Below are 19,036 nucleotides of genomic sequence, written 5' to 3' on the forward strand. Positions count from 1 at the left end.
AACCGGTTTCTCCTCTTCGGATTGTTGCTGCTGTGTGCCCCGGCCTGGGCGGACACGCTCGAGATACTCGGGCCGTCGTCCGCCGTGGCGCCGGATGGATTCCCCGTGGCGCTCGTCCGCAAGGATTCGGCGGGCCGTCCGGTTCCGATGGGGAAGCCTTCGGTGCAGGCAGACGGCGCGGAGCTGCGAGAGGACACCGCGGAGCCGCCGCTGCGCACGTTCATGGTGACGCCGCGTCCGGGCGCGCGTGACGTCGTGGTCCGGGCGAGCGTGGATGGACTGGCGGCGCAGGCGCGCTACGTGCTGGGGCCACCGGCCTCCGAGGTGCGGCTGGCGCTGGAGCCACCCGCACCCGTGAAGGGCAAGGACACGGAAGCGCGGCTCACCGTCCAGTTGGTCCGGCCGGATGGCACCGCGGATGACAGCGGCGCGCCGCCCGTGGTGCGGGTGAGCGTGGGCCGCGTGGAAGGGCTGGAGCGGACGGGGCCGGGCACGTATCGCGCGCGCTACGTCCTGCCGGACACGCGTTACCCCGAAGTGGCCATCCTGGTGGCCTTCTCCGCGTGGCCCAGTCCGCAGTCGGTGCATGGGGCCTACGGGCGCGTGCTCGTTCCGCTGGCCGCGTCCGTGAATCTGCCGGGAACGACGGAGCCCGACGCTGAGATTGCCATCGACATCGCGGGCCAGACGTTCGGTCCGGCGGTGGCCGGGCATGACGGCCGCTTCCGGGTGCCCATCATCGTCCCGCCCGGACATCGCATCGGGCAGGGGCGGGTGGTGGACAAGGTGGGCAACGTGCGGCGGATGCCCATCGACCTGAGGCTGCCGCCCACCGATGGCCTGGCCTGCGTGCTTCAGCCGCAGCGGCTCCCCTCGGACGGCGTGTCCCAGGCCCGGCTGGTCTGCGCGACGAGTGATGCCATGGGCCAGCCGGTGGACGACGCGCGCGTCACGACGCAGGTCCGCCACGGCACCTTGCGCGGCCCCACGCGCGCGCCGGGAGGATTGCTGGAGTGGCGCTACACCGCGCCGCGGAAGTTGGTGAACGACGAGCGCATCGAGGTTGCGTGGCCTCAGCGAGGGCCCGGCTCGCGCGAGTCTCCGGCGCTGGAGTTGGTGCAGGGGCCCGTCGCGACGACCCGCCTCGAAGTGGGTGACGCGCTGGTGCACCACGGGGCTCGCACGCGTGTGGAAGTGACGGCGCGGGATGCCTTCGACCGTCCCCGGCCGGGTGCGACGGTGGAGCTGAGCGCACCGGTGGGGACCTTCGGTCCGGTGGAGGAGCGACAGCCGGGGACCTTCATCAGCGCCTGGGCTCCGCCGGCCACGGGGGCGGCGACGGACGTGGACCTGCGCGCTCGCGCGTGGGGGCCTTCGGGCAATGAGCCGGCGCGCATCACCGTGTGGCGGGCCGCGGGCGAGCTGTACGCGGGCGTGTCCGACCTGGCGGGTCTGCCGGTGCCGGGACAGCCGCTGCGTGTGGATGGCCGCGAGGTGACGACGGGTACGGACGGCACGGTGCGCCTGGGGCCCGCGCGCCCGGGAACGCTGGAGATTTCGCACGGCGTGTGGACGGGCCTGACGCGGACGGTTCACGTGTTGGGCGCGGATGGGCCTGTGTTTCCGTTGGAGCGCCCGCTGGTGTCATCCGCCGCGTCCCAACGCGTGCGACTGGCGCCTGAGATTCCGGTGAACGTGCGGCTCACGGTGAGCGGGACGCGGGTGACGTACTGGGTGGAAGATGCGAACGGGCAGGTGCTGACGGGGCGCGAGGTGTTCGTCTCGCTGACGGGTGGTCAGCGAGCCGAAGAGCGGGTGGAGGAGGGGCGCACCTCCTTCACCGTGCGAGCGCCGGGACCGGTGAGTGTCTCCGTCGCGGATGTCGCCACGGGCGTCACGGCGTTGGCCGAGGTGCGCCCATGATGCGCATGCTGGCCTGCCTGTTCGCCGCCGCGATGCTGGTGCCGCTGAGCACCTGGGCGCAGGCGCTGTCGCAGGACACTCCGTCGCAGGCCTCCACCATCGCGGGCCGGGTGTGCCAGGACGTGGACGGTGATGGGCTGTGCGGGGCGGAGGAGCCGGGCCTGCCCGACGTGCGGTTGGTGCTCACCACCGGCCGCGAAGTCCGCACGGACGCGCGGGGCCGCTTCCACATCACCGGCGTCGATGCCCGCGTGCCGGATTCGGTGGGGGGGCTGCACCTGCGGCCAGGGCGTCAGCGGTTGAAGGTGGACACGCGCTCGTTGCCGATCTCCAGCCGGGTCAGCCCGGAGGCGGCGACGGTCGAGGTCCCCTGGGGCGCCGTCGTCCTCCAGGACTTCGCCGTGCGCAGCGTCACGGTGGAAGCCGCGCCCGTGCGGCTCTCCTTCGCCAAGGCACCGCCCATGGCGGAGGTCGCGCCAGGGCAGGGCGTCGTGCGCTTCCGTGTCGCGGGACAGGCGTCCGCGGGCGACGCCGTCACCGTGTCGGATGTGGCAGCCCAGGTGGACGCGAAGGGCGCATGGCAGGCGCAGGTGCCGCTCGTCGCGGGAGAGAACGCACTGTCCATCACCGCCAGGGGGGCCCAGGGCACGGTGCGCCTGTACCGCCAGCGCGTGGACGTGGTGCAGCGTGACGGCGGTTGGTTGGTGGCCCCCAGGCCGATGGTGCCCCTCGCCACGCTCCAGTTGCCCGCGGGCAGTGACGCGCCCGCGGCCAGTGGCGCCTCCCGCGTGCAGGTCGAGGCGCCCGTGGGGACGCGCGTCCGCACGCCCGAGGGCGAAGTCGTGGTGGGGCCCGAAGGCCGCGTGGATGTCCTGGTGGTGCTGTCCCCGGGGCGCAACCAGGTGCCCGTGCGGCTGTCGCCGCCGGATGCTCCGCCTCGTGACGAGACGCTGGAGATTACCGCCGCGGTACGTCCCTTCGCCGTGGGCCTGCTGGATCTGGAGGCCACCTATGCGCCGCGAAATGGCGACGTGCAGTTGCGGGGTCGAGGCGCTGCTCACGCGGAGCTTCGGCTGGGCGCGGTGGACCTGGTGGGCGAGCTGGACCTGCGCGACACGGATGGCCGCACGCTGAACGGCGCCAGCCTGCCGGACTGGCTCCGCCCGCGCATGCCGGAGCGCTTCGACCGCGCCGCCGACCCGGACCTCGCGCCCGCGGAGTGGGGTGACGACTCGGTGTCACTGACGCCCAATGCCTCGGAGGCACGTCTTCGGTTTGAGGCGCGCCACGCGGAGCACGGCCGCGCGGGCCTGGGCACCTACCGCGCGCAGCTCCACGACCGTGAGGTGGGCCGTTATCACCGTCCGCTCTTCGGCCCCTACGCGGAGGTTCATGCCGGCGAGGAGGCGGCGCGCGTGGGCGTGAAGGCGTTTGGCGGGAGCCTGACGGACCCGGTGCGGCAGGTGTCCGCGGTGCCCGCGCACGAGGCGCTGCGCGCCACGGGCGGAAGCCTGTTCTACCTGGGCGCGGCGTCGGTGGCGGAGGGCTCCGAGTTGGTGCGCGTGGAGCTGCGGGATGGCGTCACCGGCCTGCCGCTGGGCGAGCGGCACCTCATTCGCGGCATCGACTACGACATCGACTACTTCGCCGGCCGCATCCTCCTGGCGCGTCCGCTCTCCTTCCTCGCGGGCGAAGCCTGGCTGCGGACCAGCGCGCCCACGGAGTCACCCGAGCCGGTGCTGGTGGTGGACTACGCCGCGCTGCGCATCGCGGACGCGGGCGACACGGCGGGCGGCGAGGTGTGGGGCGAGTGGCGCGGCTCGCGGCTGGGACTGGGCGCGGTACGTGAGGGCCGGGAGGGGCGGCCGTACACGCTCTACACGGGACGCGCGAGCACGGCGCTCGGTGGTTACCGCATGGCGGCGGAAGTCGCGTCCAGCCGTGGCACCGCCGTGGATGCTTCCTTCTTTGGCGTCTCGGATGACGGTGGCCTCACCTTCATCCGTCCCCGGCCGGACATGGGCACCGGCGCGGAGGCGGTGAGTCTCCAACTGTCAGGCCCCGGGCTTCACGGCGAGGGCTCGGTGAACGCGGCGTTCCGCCTGCGCGGGCGGGGCTTCTCCGATGGCGCACACACCGACGCGGCGCGCTTCCGGCAGTCGTCAATCCGTGTGAGCCAGCCGCTGGGCCGGCTCCGGTTGACGTTGCTGGCGGATGAGCGGAGCTCGGCCGATCCGCGTGAGCCGTTCGTGGACAGCCCGTTCTCCGCTCGCGTCCTGGCCGCGGGTGTGGGTTGGGAAGAGGCACGGTGGGGCGTGCGCGCGGAGGTCCGTGACTCGCGGTTGAACGCGGCGCGGGTGGCGGGCGTTGGGCCCACGCTCTTCGGTGGTCGCACCTCCGCGGGCGTGGCGGGCTCGCTGCGGGTGTTCGAGCGGCTTCAGCTTCGCGCAGCACACCGCCAGGCCCTGGCCCTGCATGGCGAAGGGCCCGGGCGCTTCGATGACACCTTCACGTCCGCGGGCGTGGCTGTCGAGGTGGACCGGACCACGCGCGCTGGGGTGTTTGGAGGCTGGGGACCGGAGCTGGGCCCCCGGGCGTGGGCCAACGTCGAGTCGCGGAGGGGGCAGGACGTGTTCTACGGCGGCTACTCCGTCGACGTGGACGGCCCTGACTTCGGCGCGGGACGGACGCTGACGGGCGCCCGCACGGAGCTGCCGGAGAGTGGCACCGCGCTCTTCGTGGAGGATGTGGGCTCGCACGACGCGACGGCCGTACGGCTGGCTCGCGCCGTGGGCTTCCAGCAGCAGGTGACGGGCGGCTTCAGCGTGGGCGCGCGCTATGAGCGCGGCGTGCGCAGCCTGTTGGACGTGGACAGCCCGCTGCGGCGCGAGGCGGGCGGTGTCTTCGGGCAGCTCGTCCTGGCGCGCTTGCGGCTGGACGGGCGTGTGGAGCTTCGCCGGGAGGAGGGCACGCCGGAGCGAGGCGCGGCCACTGCGGTGGACCGGGTGCAAGCGGTGGTGGCGCTGGCCGCGCAGGCGCAGTTGCTGGAGGACGTGACGGCCTCCGGGCGGGTGGACTTCGCGCGCACCGTCAACACGGACGTGCTGGAGACGCGGCTGGTGGAAGGCTACGCCGCGGTGGCGTGGCGGCCGGGGCCCTGGCTGGTGGTGGCACGTTACGGCATCACCCGAGAGCTGTTGCCCGGCGTCCGGTCCGCCTTCGGAGACCGGGCCTTGCAGACCCTCTCCCTCTTGCCGGCGGTGCGCCTGGGCGACCGGCTCTCCGTGGCGGCGGGCCTGCATGCGGGGCACACCCGGGCGGAGGACTCGGGGCGTTGGGTGTGGACGGGCACCCTCCGTCCCGCGGTGCGAATCGTGGGCGGTCTGGAGCTGGGGGCAGAGCTGGCACGGCGAACGGCTTCTCCCGAGGGCGAGCGGCTGACCGCGCTTCGTGCGGAAGTCGCCTATCGGGTCGATGAGCGGCTGCGCTTGGCCACCGGGTACACACTCCTGGGCTTCAGCGGCTTGGGTTTGTCCCCCGACTCGTCGGACAATCAGGACCGGCTCTACCTGCGAGCCGAAGTGGCCTACTAGGAGCAATCCGTGCGTCCCCTCGTCATCATCAGCCTCTGCCTGGGTGTGGCCACCGCGGCACGCGCCGACTGGGACGTGACGGAGGTGCCGGGCATCGCCCGCAATGTGGACGTCTTCGCTCCGGGCAGCTACTCGGTGAGCACCTCGACGCAGACGGAGCTGTACGAAAACGGCATCCAGTCCGCCGTCTTCCTGCACAGCGACGTCTTCGGCACGTTCCTGTCTCCGATGGGCTGCTTCGCCGTCGTCGTGCGCCCGGGTGACGTCATCAGTCACCAGAACTGCCGTGCGGCTGGAAACATCATTCCCCCGGACCCGGTGAACACCGTGGTGGGTATCCGGCGGGTGAAGCACACCCCGTCTGGTACGGGCTATGCCTCGGTGGCCCTCTCTGACGGTGGACTCTCACTGCTGACGGCATCAGCGGGGCTCGCAGGCCCCACGCCCTGGACGTTGCTGAGCGCCGGCGCGGGCCTCTTGTCCTCCACGGACGTGCTGGGCGTGGTGGAGACTTCGGATGGCGCGCCCCATGCGCTCTTCAGTGTCACCGGTGTCACCCGGACGGAGTTCCTCTGGTACACGCGGGACAGGCGTCAGGCGCAGATGGTCGTGCCGTCGCAGCTGACCAGCAAGTCCCCGCGCACGGTGGACCTCTTCGCCGGAAGCGGACCTCATCCCATCGCGTTGTTCGGCAATTCGGACGGCCTGTTCCGCGGACAGTTGGACCCGGCCGGGACGACCTTCTCCACCGTGATGTTGCCCGACGGCATGCCTGTCAGCATCACCTCGGTGGACGTGAACACGGGCAACGGCAGCGTCCATGGCGAAGGCTTCGGCCTCGCGGTGGGCGTGGGGACCAACGGGGAGCCCATGGTGCTGGGGGCCGTGCCCGCGAGCAGCGCGGACAACGCGGGGACTCAGTGGCGGGTCCACCCGGCCTTCGAGGGCTCGGCGCTTCCGGGGGCTTCGCAGGCGACGCCGCTCGAGGTGTCGTGCATCGGCTCCTCGTTCTGCCTGTTCATCCTGGACCAGCCGAGCTTCAACGTCGTGACTTACTTCAACGCCAACGCCCCCGTGCTGGACGTGGGGCCCTCGCCCATCGTGGTGAACGAAACGGGGACGGCGACGGCTCGGTTCTCCGCCACCGACGCCGACTCCGATGCGGTGCGCGTGTCGGTGGATGCATCGTCAACGCCGGGCGCCGACCTGGTTGGCGTCAACATCGTGGAGCGCCCCGACCAGCTCGACGTGACGCTCGTTCCGCGGCGGCCCGTCTGCAAGGACGAAGAGGGGCTCCTGCGGGTCTACGCCTCGGATGGGCTCGCGTCCCACGACGTGCAGGCCACGGTGGCCTACCGGGTGGTGAACACCCAAGGGCCCGCGCGGCCCACGGTGTTGCCCTCACGGGAGTCGACCACCGCGTCGGGCGCGTCGCGGGTGTTCACCGCGCAGCCGGCGAGCGAGGCCTGTCCGGCGGTGCGCTACGTCTGGTCTCCCGTCTCAGGACAGTCAGGCGCGCCGCTGCTCTCCACCGATGGCGGTGCCCAGGCGACCTTCACGCCGCCGGAGGTGCTGTGCCAGGCGTCGGGTACCAGCTACGCGTACGAGGTCCGTGGCGTGGATGAAGGCGGCCTGACGTCCAGCGCCACCGCCATCTTCACCGTGGACGTCGCGCCCTGGGGCCGGCCGCTGGTGCCCTTCGCCTCGGGCTGGGAGCGGACGCTCACGTCGGGCCCAGGGTCCAGCTTGGACGTGGTCCCCGACGCGCTGCACACCTGCGAGGGGACGCCCGGATTGCCGACCGTGGATACGGAGTGGCGGCTGAGCGCTTCCGGTTCGGGCATTCCCGACGGTGTCTCCGTGAGGACCGCGGACGGAACGGCCGTCACGTTGCACTCGCCGGTGTCGAGCGAGCGCCTGCGCGTCGAGGCCGCGGAGTGCGCGTACGGGACGCTGGCCCTCACCGCCAGGAATCGCATTCCCGTCACCGGCGGTGGCACGCAGGACAGCGCTGACGCCGAGCTCCGCGTTCGGGTGGAGCCTTCCCTGGAGGACGTGGCCACGGGCAGCCTGGAGCTGGGCCTGGTGCCGTCGGGTGAAGGGGACGTGGACATCGCCCTGGACACGTCGCTGAACTGCGTGGACGCGCGTGCGCTGAAGGCGCGGATGTTCCTGGAGACCCTGGGCGGCGAGGCGCTGGACTCGGCGGTGGTGTCGGTACCCGGGACGTGGCGCCCCGCGCTCCCTCGCTCCTGCACCGTCGAGTCCTACCGCGTGCGCGGCGAGCTCTTCGACGACAGTGCGGGGCCGGTGCGAGAGGGCGGCCGTGCCCAGGCGGAGATTCCCAACCAGCCCCTGCCGGCGCGGCTGGGCGCGCTCGAAGCCGGAGCGCTGGTGGCACGCTGTGGCGAAGGCGCGAGCGCCGCGCTCACGCAGACGATTCCGGCCAATGCCTGCGGCGACGTGGCCATCTCCTGGTCCCAGGTGGCGGGGCCCTCGCTGTCGGAGGTCTCCCTGGCGGGCCCGAGCGTCACGGTGAGCACGCAAGAGACAGGGCTGGAGGCGCTGGTGGGCCAGTCCATCACCCTGCGCGTCCTCGCCGACGCGGGCGGCAGCAACACCGCGACCACGGATTACGTGCTGCCGATTACCTCCGAGCGCTTCGTGGACGTGCGTCACGCGATGGAGTCGCCCACGGCGTCGGAGAAGGGGCTGGTGGGCGTGGTGGTGGAGCTGCGCAACACCTCCGAGTGCGAGGTCGGCGGCCTCCACTACCTGGAGAACGTGGACGGGCTGGAGTGGGTGCCCGGCAGCGTGAAGCTGGACGGCGTCGCGGTGGAGGCGCGGGCGGTGGACGGTGGCTTCCGGGTGGAGGACATCCGGCTGCCCGCGCAGGGGACGCAGACGCTGACGTACGTGGGCCGCTCGCCGCTGCTGTCCACGCCGCGGCTGGGCGGGGAGATGACCCTCAACGGCGTGCCCGTTTCGGGGGATGCCGCGGTGCCGCCTCCGGCGTCGGGATGCGGCTGCTCGGGAGGGGGTTCGGGCGCGGCCGTCTTCGGGCTGGCGGCGCTGGCGCGGGTGCTGCGCCGCCGGAAGCAGGGCGGTGGTTACAGCCCGAAGCTGATGCGGTGACGGCGGCTCGGCGCGTCGGGCCGCTCCTCCAGTACACCTAGGAGCTCGAGGCCCCGCAGCGTGGCCAGCGTCTGGCGCTCCGGCAGGTCGGTGAGGGCGAGCAGGTCCTCCACCGTTTTGCTGCCATCCGCATACGCCAGCACCAGGGCCTGGGCCCCTTCGAGCTTCAGCTCGTGCAGGCCGTAGGGCGCATCGGCGGTGGGGAACAGCCGGCGCGAGCGCGGCATGTGCCGACGCAGCGTCACCAGCGTCTCCGTCTTCGCCACGCCCTCCAGCACCAGGTCTCCGGGGAAGACGGACAGCTTCACCAGGTCCGTGCGGCGGGGGCGCATGGCACTGAAGCCGTAGCCGCCTTCCTTCCACGTGAAGGTGGACCAGATGATCTCCTTCACCTGCTCCACCAGCAGTTTCTCTCGTTGGGCCGCGTCCATCAGGCCCATGCGCAGCATGGCCTCGCCGGTGCGCAGGCCGTGCTCCTTCGCGAAGGCGGCGACCTCGGCGAGCCGGGCCTCGGGCAGCACGCCCTGGCGGATGCAGAAGCGGCCGAAGCGCTCGGCGGCGAGGTTGGATGCGGCGTACACGACGCGGCCGGACTCGAAGTAGACGACCTTGAGCACCTGACCCTGCTGAAGCTTCAGCTCGCCGTGGTGGCGGGCCTCGTAGTAGGCGTTGAGCAGCCGCGCGACAGTGGCGTCCCCCAGGACGCCGCCGAGGGACCAGTCGGGCAGCGCGCGCTTGGGCGGCGGCGGAGTCGAAGGCGCGGTGCTTTCGCTCCAGACCTGCTCGCGCTTGCCGAAGGGCAGGGGGAGGGCGTGCTCCGTGTCCGCGGGCTCAGGTAACGGGTCGGTACTGGGGACGACCTGCAGGAGCTCGGCGGCGTCGCTGGGCTCAGGGGGGAGCTCTTCCAGCACGATGAGGTCCTCGGTATCGAGCAGCTCGTCCAGCAGCACGCTCTCCGCGATGGGCGGGGGAGCGCGGGGTTGAGGTGCAACGCCACCGGCCTGCTCCAGGGCCTCCATGACGGTGATGAGCTCGAACGGCTTCTCGAAGAAGCTCCGGGCGCCGTGGACCTGCACGGCCTCCTGGGCGAAACGGTCCCCTTTGTACACACCGCTGACGGCGATGGCGGGGATGCCATGGGCGCGCAGCGCGGCCAGCACCTCGCTGCCCCGGATGTCCGGGAGCAGCAGGTCCACCAGGGCCGCGTCCCAGTGTTGTCCGGGGCCGAGCGACTCCAGCGCGGCCTCTCCGGTGGCCGCGGCTTTCGCGTCGTGTCCCCGGCTTTGTGCCAGGGCGACGATGAGGGAGGCCAGCTCGTGGTTGTCTTCGACGATGAGCAGTCGCGCCATGGGCGCGCAGACCATAGCATCCGCGTCATGGACGTTCAGGGCTTCCACCACGTGGCCATCCAGGCGCGGGACATCGAGCGTGTCACCGGCTTCTACAGAGACCTGCTGGGCTTTCCGGAGTTGACCCGTCATCTCCGCCCGGACGGCTCCTTGCGGAGCATCTGGGTGGGCGTGCCTGGGGGCGGCTTCCTGGCCATCGAGGCGGCGGGCGGCGAGCCCGTCTCCACGCCGTTCCGCCACGAGGCGCCGGGCCTCCTGATGCTGGCGTTCCGGATTCCGAAGTCCGCTCGGGCGAGTGTGGTCGACGCCTTCACCCGCGCGGGTGTGCCGCTGGAGCACGAGACGCGGTGGTCGGTGTACGTCCGGGACCCCGAAGGCAACCGCGTGGCGCTCAGTCATCACCCGGAGGACTAGACGCACCGTCCCACGGGTGCGGGTGTGCTTGCGGAGCGGGACGGGGCACGGCTACAAGCGGCCCCATGCGCCTGGGTGAGCAGCTCCTGAAGGATGGTCTCGTCACCGCCGAGGGACTCGAAGAAGCGCTTGAGGCCCAGGTGGTGCATGGCGGGCGGCTGGGAACGAACCTGGTGGAGCTGGGCCTGCTGTCGGAGGTGGACCTGGCGAAGTCGCTGGGCAAGGTCCACAACAGCGCGTTCGCATCCGGGGAGATGGTTCCGGACCCGAAGGCGATGGAGCTGGTCTCCTCGAACCATGCGGACGACAAGGAGTACCTGCCCATGCGGGTGGACGCGACGCGGCTGAGCATCGCCGTCGTGAACCCGCACGACTTCGCGACGCTGGACGCGATTGCCTTCAAGACGGGCAAGCGCGTGGTGCCGGTGGTCATCCCCGAGTTCCGGATGAACCAACTGCTGCGCCGCTACTGCAAGGCGTTCCGGCCGCTGCGCGCCATCGACATGAACGCGGTGCGGCCGCGTCCCTCGGCGGGCTCGCAGGCCGAGCTGGCCAAGGCCGCGGAGACGCCGCCAGACTTGATGAGCGAGGAGGAGTTCCAGTCCGTCTACGCCTCCGCCCTGCGCGGTGGCGCCGACTACGACGGGGACACCGGCGAGGAGGAGATCATCACCGGCGTGGAGGTGCTGGAGGCCGCGTCCGAGCCGCCGCCCGCGACTGTCCGGCCACAGGGGCCCGTGGCTCCGCCGCCGCCCCCTCAGGCCATCGCTGTCCCACCGCAGAGGGTTCAGTCGCCCGTGCCACCCCCGGCGCCCGCGCTGGGCGGCACGCCACCGCCTGTGCAGGTGCCGCGCGCACCGGAGCCGCCGCCGACGCCGCTGACCTTCGCGGAAGCGCAGGCGGAGCTGGCGCGCAGCTCGGACCGCGAGGACGTGGCGCACACGGTGCTGCGCTTCGCGCTGGGCAAGTGGAAGCGGAACCTGCTGCTGTCGGTGCAGGGCAGCCTCGTGACGGGCTGGCACGGCATGGGGGTGGGGGTTCGCGACGCGGTGGTGCGCCGCATCGGCGTGCCTCTGCGGGAGCAGAGCACCTTCCGGCTCGTGCGGGACACGCGCTCTCACTACATCGGGCCCGTCCGCCGCGATGCGGCCATGGGCGTGTTCTACAAGCTGCTGGGGGACGGGTTCCCGAAGACGGCCGTCATCCTCCCGTTGCTGGTGCGCGGCAAGGTGGTGCACCTGCTCTACGTGGACAACGGCCCGGACCAGCTCACTCCGCCCGACGTGGGCGAGCTGCTCATCCTCTCGCAGAGCGTGGGCCGCTCGTACGAGGCGATGATGCGGCGCCGCAAGAGCGCGTAGGACGCCGCGCGCTCGAGGCGGAATGGCTTCAGGTGGACAGCTCCTCCACCTGGAACGTCATGCCCGCGCGGCGCAGCCGCTCCACCAGCCGCATGCCCATGGCGGAGGCCGGCGTGAGTACGCCGCCCGTGGTCGGATTGTCGTCGAAGGCGAGGCACAGCGCGGACTCGGCGAGCATCCGCGACGTGGCCGCGTAGCCCGGGTCTCCCTGCGCCGCCACCTTGCCCTTCAGCCGCACCTGATTGCCCGTGCGGAGTGAGGTGCCTTCGCCGCGAAGCTGCGCGACGAAGAAGCCCTTCTCCCGGGCCTCCGGAGATGGGCCTTCACCCGGCGCGGGCAGGACCTTCTTCTCCAGCAGCGTGCGCAGGGGCTTCACCTGCATCGCTGCGACGACGCCTCCCAGGCCCGCGGTGACGCCCGTGGCGCGCAGCAGGCCCTTGGGCCCGGCGCCGTAGCTGGCGACCTCCGCGTACCGGAAGCTCTCTCCCCACGGGTGACCGAGCAGCGCGTTGCTGCGCCGGACGACGCGCGTGTTCACGGCCGCCATGAAGAACGGGCCGGTCCACTGGCCCAGCTCCTGGCTGTAGCGGACGCCCAACTCGTCCTTGGATTCGGGCCGCCAGCGGCCTGGGACGGGGTCCAGCGCATGCGGGTGGGCCATGAGCTTCCGAACCGAGCGGTCCGTTGCTGCTTCTTCCATCGCCTGCACCATGCTCGCGGCCGTGCCACCGCTGGCGCCTCCGCGCATAGGGCCCATGTAGAGGCGGACGGCATCCAGGTGGCCGCCGTGGCGCTCCCGCATGTGCTCCTGCATCATCAACACGCCCAGGTCCGACGGAATCGAGTCGAAGCCACAGGTGTGGACGATGCGCGCGCCGCTCTGCCGCGCCTGCTCGTGGTGGGCGTCAATCATCCGCCGCATCCACTGCACTTCACCCGTCAGGTCGCAGTAGCTGACGCCGGCCCGAACACACGCCGCGACGAGCTCGCTGCCGTAACGTGCGTAGGGGCCCACCGTGGTGCAGACCACGCGGGTGCGAGGGACCAGGGCATCCAGCGACGCGGCGTCGCGTGCATCCGCGACGAGCAGCGGCAGCTCCGCGAAGGAGGGCGCAATCACCGCCAGCTCCTGCCGGACCTTCTCCAGCTTGCCGAGGTCGCGTCCCGCAAGGGCCCATCGTGCGCGGTGGCTGTCCTGGGTCCTGGCGAGATATTCGGCGACCAGTCGCCCGGTGAAGCCGGTGGCGCCCCAGGCGATGATGTCGAACTCCGTGGCGGAGGTGTTCATGGGCGCGGGAGTCTGGTCGCGCCCCGAAGCCACCGCAACCGCGGCGTGAAACGAGTGTTCACGCCGCGGAGATTGCTACCCCGGTCATTCCTCTTCGGGCTTCTCGAAGTTGACGTCGAAGGTGACGCGCTGGCCCGGCTCCACCTTGAACGTCTTCTGCCACCGGGCGTTGTTCACGATGACCAGGAGCTGGTGCGTGCCTTCGTACAGGTCCAGTTCCTCGATGGGCGCGGCACCGATGAGCCGGCCATCCACGGTCACGATGGCGCCCTCCGGGGCGCGTACGTTCGCGAATCCCTTGTTGAGGAAGATTTGCTGCGAGGAACGGCCGCCCGCCGGCACGGTGATGACCCGCGTCGTCTGGATGCCGAGCACCGGGTTGCTGAGCGTCAGCACGTGACGGCCCGCGGGTACGGCCGCGGAGACCGGCGTGCGGCCCAGGTACTGGCCAGGAATCGAGACCTCCACACGCGGGTCCACGGTGACGTCCAGCGTGCCCATGGGAATGCCGGCGTCCACGGGGCCCGCATCCAGCGTCACGCCGGCGTCGACGGGCAGGGCGTCGGTGACGCCCGCGTCCTCGAGCTCGGACTCGATGTTGGAGGGCAGCCGGCTGAGCACGACGGCCCCCGCGCCCACCGTGAGCGCCAGACCGACGCCCACGAAGGCCATCCAACTGCGCGACTGCTTCGGCGCGGCAGGAGGCGTCGTGGCGGCCGTGTGTACGCCCGTGCCCATCGGGCTGGTGGGCACAGCGGTTCCTGCTGATGACCCAGTCCCCGTGGCGTCGGGATGCGCCTGAGTGCCTGCGCCGGACTGCGCCTGTGCGCCCGCGCCGGACTGCGCCTGTGCGCCTGCACCAGACTGCGCAGGAACGCCCGCGCCGGACTGAGCCTGTGCGCCTGAGCCTGAATGGGCCTGAGTGCCTGCGCCGGACGGATGCTGCGCGCCCGCGCCGGAGTGGGCCTGTGCGCTTGCGCCCGCTTGTGACTGGTCACCTGCACTGGACTGCGTCTGTGCGCCCGCGCCGGACTGAGCCTGTGCACCGGCCTGCGCCTGGCCCCCCACCGAACCAGTGCCGGACTGCCCCGTGCTGCCCTCAGCCGATGCCCCCTGCGCGTTGCCACTGGCCGCCGAGCCACTCCCAGCCTGCGCACCCGAACCATCGGCCGAGCCCGAGGCATGCAACTGTCCCGGCAACTCCGGCCACTTCGCGGGCATCAAGCCCGGGGGCAGGGCGCCGCGCGCGAGGAACTCAGCCACGGCGGGCGGAGAGATGCCAGCCTTCTGCATCACCTCGGCGATGCCCGCTTCAATCACCCGCCGCCGCGTCGCGCGAGCCTCGCTCTCGGGCGGGAAGTACTTCGACAGGAACTCCGAGAACTCCGCATGCGTGGGCAGCGAGCCGACGGCCTCGACCACGGCCTCCCGGAACGCGAGAGCCGTCGGATACCGCTCCTTGGCTCGCTTCGCCGTCGCCCGGCGCAGCACCGCGTCCAACTTCAGCGGCACGTCCTGCGCCATGGGCGGCAGCGAGCGCGTGAGCACCGCCTTGTCCGGGTCCGCCGCATCCTTGAAGGGAATCTTCCCGGAGAGGCACTCGTGCAGCACGAGCCCCAGAAGGAACACGTCCGACTGGACGTTGACCGCCTCGCGTCCACCGAGGAGCTGTTCGGGCGCGCTGTACAAGCGCCGGTTCTTCACGCGCTTGCCACCGCGCTCACGCGGAGCCACGCCGAGCGCGCCATAGCCCGTCACCTTCGTCAGACCGCCGAAGGAGATCATCAACGTCTCGGGCCGGACGTCACCGTGCACGAAGGGCGTGCCGTCGTCATTGCCCGCGACGTGCGCGTAGTGCAGGCCCACGGCGGCATCCGCCACGACGAGCGCCGCGAAGTGCGGCGGCAGGCGGGGGTGGGCTTCCAGCAGGCGACGCAGGGGCTCGCCGTCGGCGAACTCGGTGACACGGGCCAGCCCGCCATCCTGCTCGGCCAGGGCGTGGACACGGAGGATGTGCGGATGCTCGAAGACGAGCGCGCGCGCTGTCTCGCGACGCAGGGTCGCCGTCAGCTCGGGGTTCTGCACGACATCTTGCGGTGCCCAGATGAGCACCACGGGACGGGGAGACGCGCCGTCCTCCAGGGCGAGTCCGAGGAAGGCACGTGAGCCTTCCCCGGCCAGCAGGGGACCAAGGGATTGGTAACGGACGGAACTCATGACACCGCATGTTAGTGCGAGTCACGCGGGTCCTGAAATACGGGGAGCCCGTTGTCCTTTCCCGACAGCTACAGCCGGTAGCCTGCTTCCCGCTCGAAGGGCAGCGTCACGTGGTAGCCGTAGCGCCCCCGCCGCACGAGCAACAGCACGCTACGTCCCCGTCGCGCGGTGAGCAGGGCCTCCCGGAAGGCGTCGTTCGTCGTCACGGGCTGGTTGTTCACACGGAGGATGATGTCTCCGGGCTCCAGCCCGATGTCCGCCGCCGCCGAGCCCTGGCGCACGCCGGACACCGCCAGGCCGCCGCGAATCTCCTTCACACGGAGTCCCAGCCGCTCCCACGCCAGCCCCTCGACCATGCGAGCGGGGAACTCCACCGGCGTCACCTGGACGGTGCGCAGGCCGCCTTCGCGGAAGAGCACCACCGGGAAGGCGGAGCGGGCGGGGTAGCCGCGAACGCGGGTGTCGAAGTCTTCGGCGTCCTGGATGCGCGAGCCGCCCAGCTCCGCCACCACGTCCCCGCGCTTCACGCCAGCCTCCGCGGCCGGACTCCCCGGCTCCACCGCCGTCACCAGCGCGCCATAGGCCCGGTCCCACCCGAGCTGCCGGGCGACCCGGACAGGCAGGTCGGCCGTATCGATGCCCACCCACGCCGGGCGCACCTTCCCGAAGCGGGTCAGCTCGTCGACGATGCGGCGCACCTTGTCGGCCGGAATCGCGAAGCCGATGCCCTGCGCGCCGCCGCCGAAGATGGCGGTGTTGATGCCGATGATCTCCCCATCCACGTTGAGCAGCGGGCCGCCCGAGTTGCCCGGGTTGATGGCGGCGTCCGTCTGCACGAAGTCGTTGTAGACGCGGTTGTCGGCGCGGAAGGTGCGGCCCACCGCGGAGACGACGCCCGCCGTCACCGTCTTGCTCAGGCCGAACGGGCTGCCGATGGCGACCACCGTCTCGCCAATCATCAGGTCGGAGCTGGTGCCCAGCTTGGCGATGGGCAGGGGCTCCTTGGCGTTGACCTTGAGCACCGCCAGGTCGTTTGCCGCGTCGCTGCCAATGACCTCCGCTTCGTACGAGCGGCCATCCGCCAGGATGACGTGGATGGCGGACGCGCCCCGGATGACGTGGTCATTGGTGACGATGATGCCGCTGGGGTCGATGATGGCGCCGCTGCCCAGGCCGGAGATTCTCTGACGCTCCGGCTCCGCGCCCATGCCACCGAAGAACTCCTCCAGGGGAGAACGGCGTCCACGGAAGCGTGACTCCACCTCCTGCTCGGTGCCGATGTAGACGACGGCGGGGGAGACCTTTTGCACGACCTCGACGATGGCGTCACGCCGCCGCGCCATGTCCGCGTTCGCCGTGCCCGAGGTCAGCAGGGCCACCACCAGCAGGCTCCACCTCATGACTGCGTGCTTCATTCCAACCCTCCGTGCACCGCCAGGGATTGTCGAGCGAAGGACATTCTGACTGTTGGGAAGGCCGCAGCCTCCCCGGGCTCCCTGGATGCGGTGTCTCGCTCTTCATAAACCACTCCGGTCATCCATGAACGATTGCATCTCTGGGATGCACGTCCTCTCGGGGTGTCGGTACACCGTGGGAGTGGATTGTTATCCTGGCGGCACGCAAGCAGTCGCGGCGTGCCGAGGCGAGGGAGTGGAAGCATGAGTCTCGTCCTGGTCGCGGACGATGAGCCAGCGGTGTTGGAGGTTCTCAGTCAAGTCGTGGAGGACCTGGGCCATGACGTCTTGAGGGCGCGGGATGGCGAGGAGGCGCTCGGTCTGGCGCGTGCTCGGCATCCTCAACTGGTGGTGACGGACCACATGATGCCGCGGCTGAGCGGCGTGGAGCTCTGCCGCCGGATGAAGCAGGAGGCACAGCTCAAGGACGTGCCCGTCATCCTCCTCAGCGCGGTGCTGCCCCAGGGCGCGCCGGAGGCGTTCGCGTTTCTTCACAAGCCCTTTGAAATCACCGACTTCGAATCGGTCATCCACAAATCGCTGGCCGCCTCGCCGGAGCCCCGGGGGGAGCACGCGGCGTCCCCCCTGGGCGCGCTGGGGCAGTGGGTGGCGCAGACGCTCCAGGGCCCGCTCGAAACGGCCCGCGAGCAGCTTCGCCGGCTGGAATGCACGCCCTCCGTGGACCGCGCGGCGCTGGACACGCTGGCGGCGCAGCTCCAGTCCATGGAAGCCGTGGGCCGTCACCTGCGCGAGCTGGCGTGGCTGTCCTCGGGCGAGGCGACGCTGAAGCGAATCGACGCGGACGTGGGCCAGCACCTGCGCGACGCGGTGGCGGCACATGGCGCACACGTCACGTTGGATGCACCCGAGGAGCCAGTCCACGCGCAGGTGGACCCGCCGCGCATCCGGCAGGTCTTCGACGTGCTGCTGGCGAACGCGGTCCGGCAGGGGGACGCGGAGGTGGCGCTCGAAGTCTCCCAGACGCAGCTCACGGTGCGCGTGAAGGACGCGGGGCCGGGGCTGGCCGCGGAGGCGCTGGCCCACCTCTTCACGCCCTTCCAGATGAATGCGAAGGGCGTCTGCGGACCGGAGCTGTACGTGGCCTCGGAGCTGGTGCGCCTGCAAGGGGGCTCGTTGTCCGTCCAGTCACGACCCGGCGAGGGCTCCACGTTCAGCCTGATGCTGCCGCGGAGCACTTGACGCGAGAGGGCTGTTCTCCAGGGGCGCTTCGCGTGACGAGACGTCAGGCCTGCTGCGACTTCAGCATCCAGCCAATCATCTTGTACAGGAGCCGGGCGCCGACGTTGCCGTCCCACTCGCCGCCGTCGGGGTCGGGGGCCACCTCGGTGAGGTCGAAGCCCACGATGGTGCGCCCGGAGCGGACCACGCCGGCGATGAGGGCCACGGCCTCGGCGAAGGACAGTCCGCCGGGCACCGGGGTGCCCGTGTGGGGGCAGAGCACGGGGTCCAGCCCGTCGATGTCGAAGGACAGGTAGACCTGCTTCGGGAGCAGGGCGACCATCTCATCCACCTGCCGGTTCCAGGGCACGCCGTCGAAGCGCTTGTTCTGGAGGGTGGCGTCGAAGAAGCCGTGCACGCGGCCGTTGGAGTCCGCGATGTACTGGTACTCCTCCGCGCTCATGTCACGCAGGCCCACCTGGACCAGCGTCTTCACGCCAGGGATGCGCTCCGCGACGTTGTACATGATGGACGCGTGGGACCAGGTGAAGCCCTCGTAGGCCACGCGCAGGTCGGCGTGCGCGTCCAGGTGCAGCACGCCCATGCCGGGGTACTTCTCCGCGTGCGCGCGGATGATGCCGTAGGAGATGGAGTGGTCACCGCCCACCGCGGCCACGCGCTTGCCCTGGTCCAACCAGTGCTTGGTGGTGCGGTAGACGTGCTCGTTCATCTGGTCGCAGAGGACATTCACGTCCTGCGCGGCCTGAATCAGCGCGGCCTCGCCGGAGTGGATGCCACCGGCCTCGATGACGACCTGGGCGCGCTCCTTGGCGCGGGTGTTCCAGTCGCGCAGCTCCTGGGGCTCGGGGAGCATGGCGATGCCACGCTCGTAGGGACGACCCGTCTCCACGTCGAAGAGGTCGACCTGCCGGCTGGCCTCCAGGACGGCGGTCGGCCCCTCGGACGTGCCACCGCCGTAACTGGTGGTGGCCTCGAACGGGACGGGGATGAGGACGACGTGCGCCTCTTCCGGGGAGTGGGGGAGGCCGAACACGCCGGAGTCCGGCTGGGCGGCGGCGCTGGGGTCGAAGTGGGTAGCCATGGCGGCGCAGGATAAAGGCCC

11 protein-coding genes are annotated in these 19,036 nt (G+C 71.2%); 6 read left to right on the forward strand and 5 right to left on the reverse strand.

Translation table 11 applies throughout. From position 1 onward, the window contains the following. Positions 1-21 precede the first annotated feature (21 nt). Genes HNV26_RS02995 through HNV26_RS03005 form a run of 3 tightly spaced genes read left to right on the forward strand, consistent with a single transcriptional unit; the run spans position 22 to position 8,651 of the window. Positions 22-1,923, forward strand: coding sequence for a hypothetical protein (locus HNV26_RS02995; protein ID WP_171439850.1), 1,902 nt, complete (start codon positions 22-24; stop codon positions 1,921-1,923). After that, positions 1,920-5,516 carry a flagellar motor protein gene (locus tag HNV26_RS03000; RefSeq protein WP_171439849.1) on the forward strand — a complete coding sequence of 1,199 codons (3,597 nt, stop codon included), beginning with the start codon at positions 1,920-1,922 and terminating at the stop codon, positions 5,514-5,516. Before HNV26_RS02995 ends, HNV26_RS03000 begins: the two co-directional genes overlap by 4 nt. Positions 5,517-5,525: 9 nt before the next feature. Further along, a complete protein-coding gene (locus HNV26_RS03005) occupies positions 5,526-8,651 on the forward strand; it encodes an MYXO-CTERM sorting domain-containing protein (protein WP_171439848.1) in 3,126 nt (1,041 codons plus the stop codon). On the opposite strand, the gene HNV26_RS03010 is transcribed toward HNV26_RS03005, so the two are convergent. Beyond that, positions 8,627-10,015 (reverse strand): DUF4388 domain-containing protein, encoded by a 1,389-nt coding sequence (locus tag HNV26_RS03010; protein ID WP_171439877.1) that lies wholly within the window; start codon positions 10,013-10,015, stop codon positions 8,627-8,629. The genes HNV26_RS03005 and HNV26_RS03010 overlap by 25 nt on opposite strands. 12 nt (positions 10,016-10,027) lie before the next feature. On the opposite strand from HNV26_RS03010, the gene HNV26_RS03015 reads away from it, so the two are divergent. After that, on the forward strand, positions 10,028-10,414 hold the full coding sequence (locus HNV26_RS03015) for a VOC family protein (protein WP_171439847.1): 387 nt from the start codon (positions 10,028-10,030) through the stop codon (positions 10,412-10,414). Between the two features lie 65 nt (positions 10,415-10,479). Next, on the forward strand, positions 10,480-11,775 hold the full coding sequence (locus HNV26_RS03020) for a GspE/PulE/PilB domain-containing protein (RefSeq protein ID WP_171439846.1): 1,296 nt from the start codon (positions 10,480-10,482) through the stop codon (positions 11,773-11,775). Between the two features lie 28 nt (positions 11,776-11,803). On the opposite strand, the gene HNV26_RS03025 is transcribed toward HNV26_RS03020, so the two are convergent. The 3 genes from HNV26_RS03025 to HNV26_RS03035 all read right to left on the reverse strand — a co-directional run bounded on the left by HNV26_RS03025 (position 11,804) and on the right by HNV26_RS03035 (position 16,695). Continuing rightward, a complete protein-coding gene (locus HNV26_RS03025; protein ID WP_171439845.1) occupies positions 11,804-13,063 on the reverse strand; it encodes a saccharopine dehydrogenase family protein in 1,260 nt (419 codons plus the stop codon). A gap of 84 nt (positions 13,064-13,147) precedes the next feature. Then, positions 13,148-15,280 (reverse strand): protein kinase domain-containing protein, encoded by a 2,133-nt coding sequence (locus HNV26_RS03030; protein ID WP_171439844.1) that lies wholly within the window; start codon positions 15,278-15,280, stop codon positions 13,148-13,150. Between the two features lie 68 nt (positions 15,281-15,348). After that, positions 15,349-16,695, reverse strand: a complete 1,347-nt coding sequence (locus tag HNV26_RS03035) for a trypsin-like peptidase domain-containing protein (RefSeq protein WP_171439843.1) — start codon at positions 16,693-16,695, stop codon at positions 15,349-15,351. A 243-nt stretch (positions 16,696-16,938) separates the two neighbouring features. Here HNV26_RS03035 and HNV26_RS03040 point away from each other — a divergent pair, with 243 nt between their 5' ends. Continuing rightward, a complete protein-coding gene (locus HNV26_RS03040) occupies positions 16,939-17,934 on the forward strand; it encodes an ATP-binding response regulator (RefSeq protein ID WP_171439842.1) in 996 nt (331 codons plus the stop codon). Positions 17,935-17,977: 43 nt separating this feature from the next. Here the strand turns inward: HNV26_RS03040 and HNV26_RS03045 are convergent, their stop codons facing one another. Next, positions 17,978-19,015, reverse strand: coding sequence for an agmatinase family protein (locus HNV26_RS03045; protein ID WP_090490831.1), 1,038 nt, complete (start codon positions 19,013-19,015; stop codon positions 17,978-17,980). Positions 19,016-19,036: the final 21 nt, after the last annotated feature.

The sequence above is a fragment of the Myxococcus xanthus genome (assembly GCF_013116825.1).
GTDB classification, from domain to species: Bacteria; Myxococcota; Myxococcia; order Myxococcales; family Myxococcaceae; genus Myxococcus; species Myxococcus xanthus_B.

What these genes read in the sequence shown, in the direction of transcription:
- HNV26_RS03000 (WP_171439849.1), top strand. Translation starts at nt 1,920, where the DNA reads ATGATGCGCATGCTGGCCTGCCTGTTCGCCGCCGCGATGCTGGTGCCG.
- HNV26_RS03010 (WP_171439877.1), bottom strand. Translation starts at nt 10,015, where the DNA reads ATGGTCTGCGCGCCCATGGCGCGACTGCTCATCGTCGAAGACAACCAC.
- HNV26_RS03015 (WP_171439847.1), top strand. Translation starts at nt 10,028, where the DNA reads ATGGACGTTCAGGGCTTCCACCACGTGGCCATCCAGGCGCGGGACATC.
- HNV26_RS03020 (WP_171439846.1), top strand. Translation starts at nt 10,480, where the DNA reads ATGCGCCTGGGTGAGCAGCTCCTGAAGGATGGTCTCGTCACCGCCGAG.
- HNV26_RS03025 (WP_171439845.1), bottom strand. Translation starts at nt 13,063, where the DNA reads ATGAACACCTCCGCCACGGAGTTCGACATCATCGCCTGGGGCGCCACC.
- HNV26_RS03030 (WP_171439844.1), bottom strand. Translation starts at nt 15,280, where the DNA reads ATGAGTTCCGTCCGTTACCAATCCCTTGGTCCCCTGCTGGCCGGGGAA.
- HNV26_RS03035 (WP_171439843.1), bottom strand. Translation starts at nt 16,695, where the DNA reads ATGAAGCACGCAGTCATGAGGTGGAGCCTGCTGGTGGTGGCCCTGCTG.
- HNV26_RS03040 (WP_171439842.1), top strand. Translation starts at nt 16,939, where the DNA reads ATGAGTCTCGTCCTGGTCGCGGACGATGAGCCAGCGGTGTTGGAGGTT.
- HNV26_RS03045 (WP_090490831.1), bottom strand. Translation starts at nt 19,015, where the DNA reads ATGGCTACCCACTTCGACCCCAGCGCCGCCGCCCAGCCGGACTCCGGC.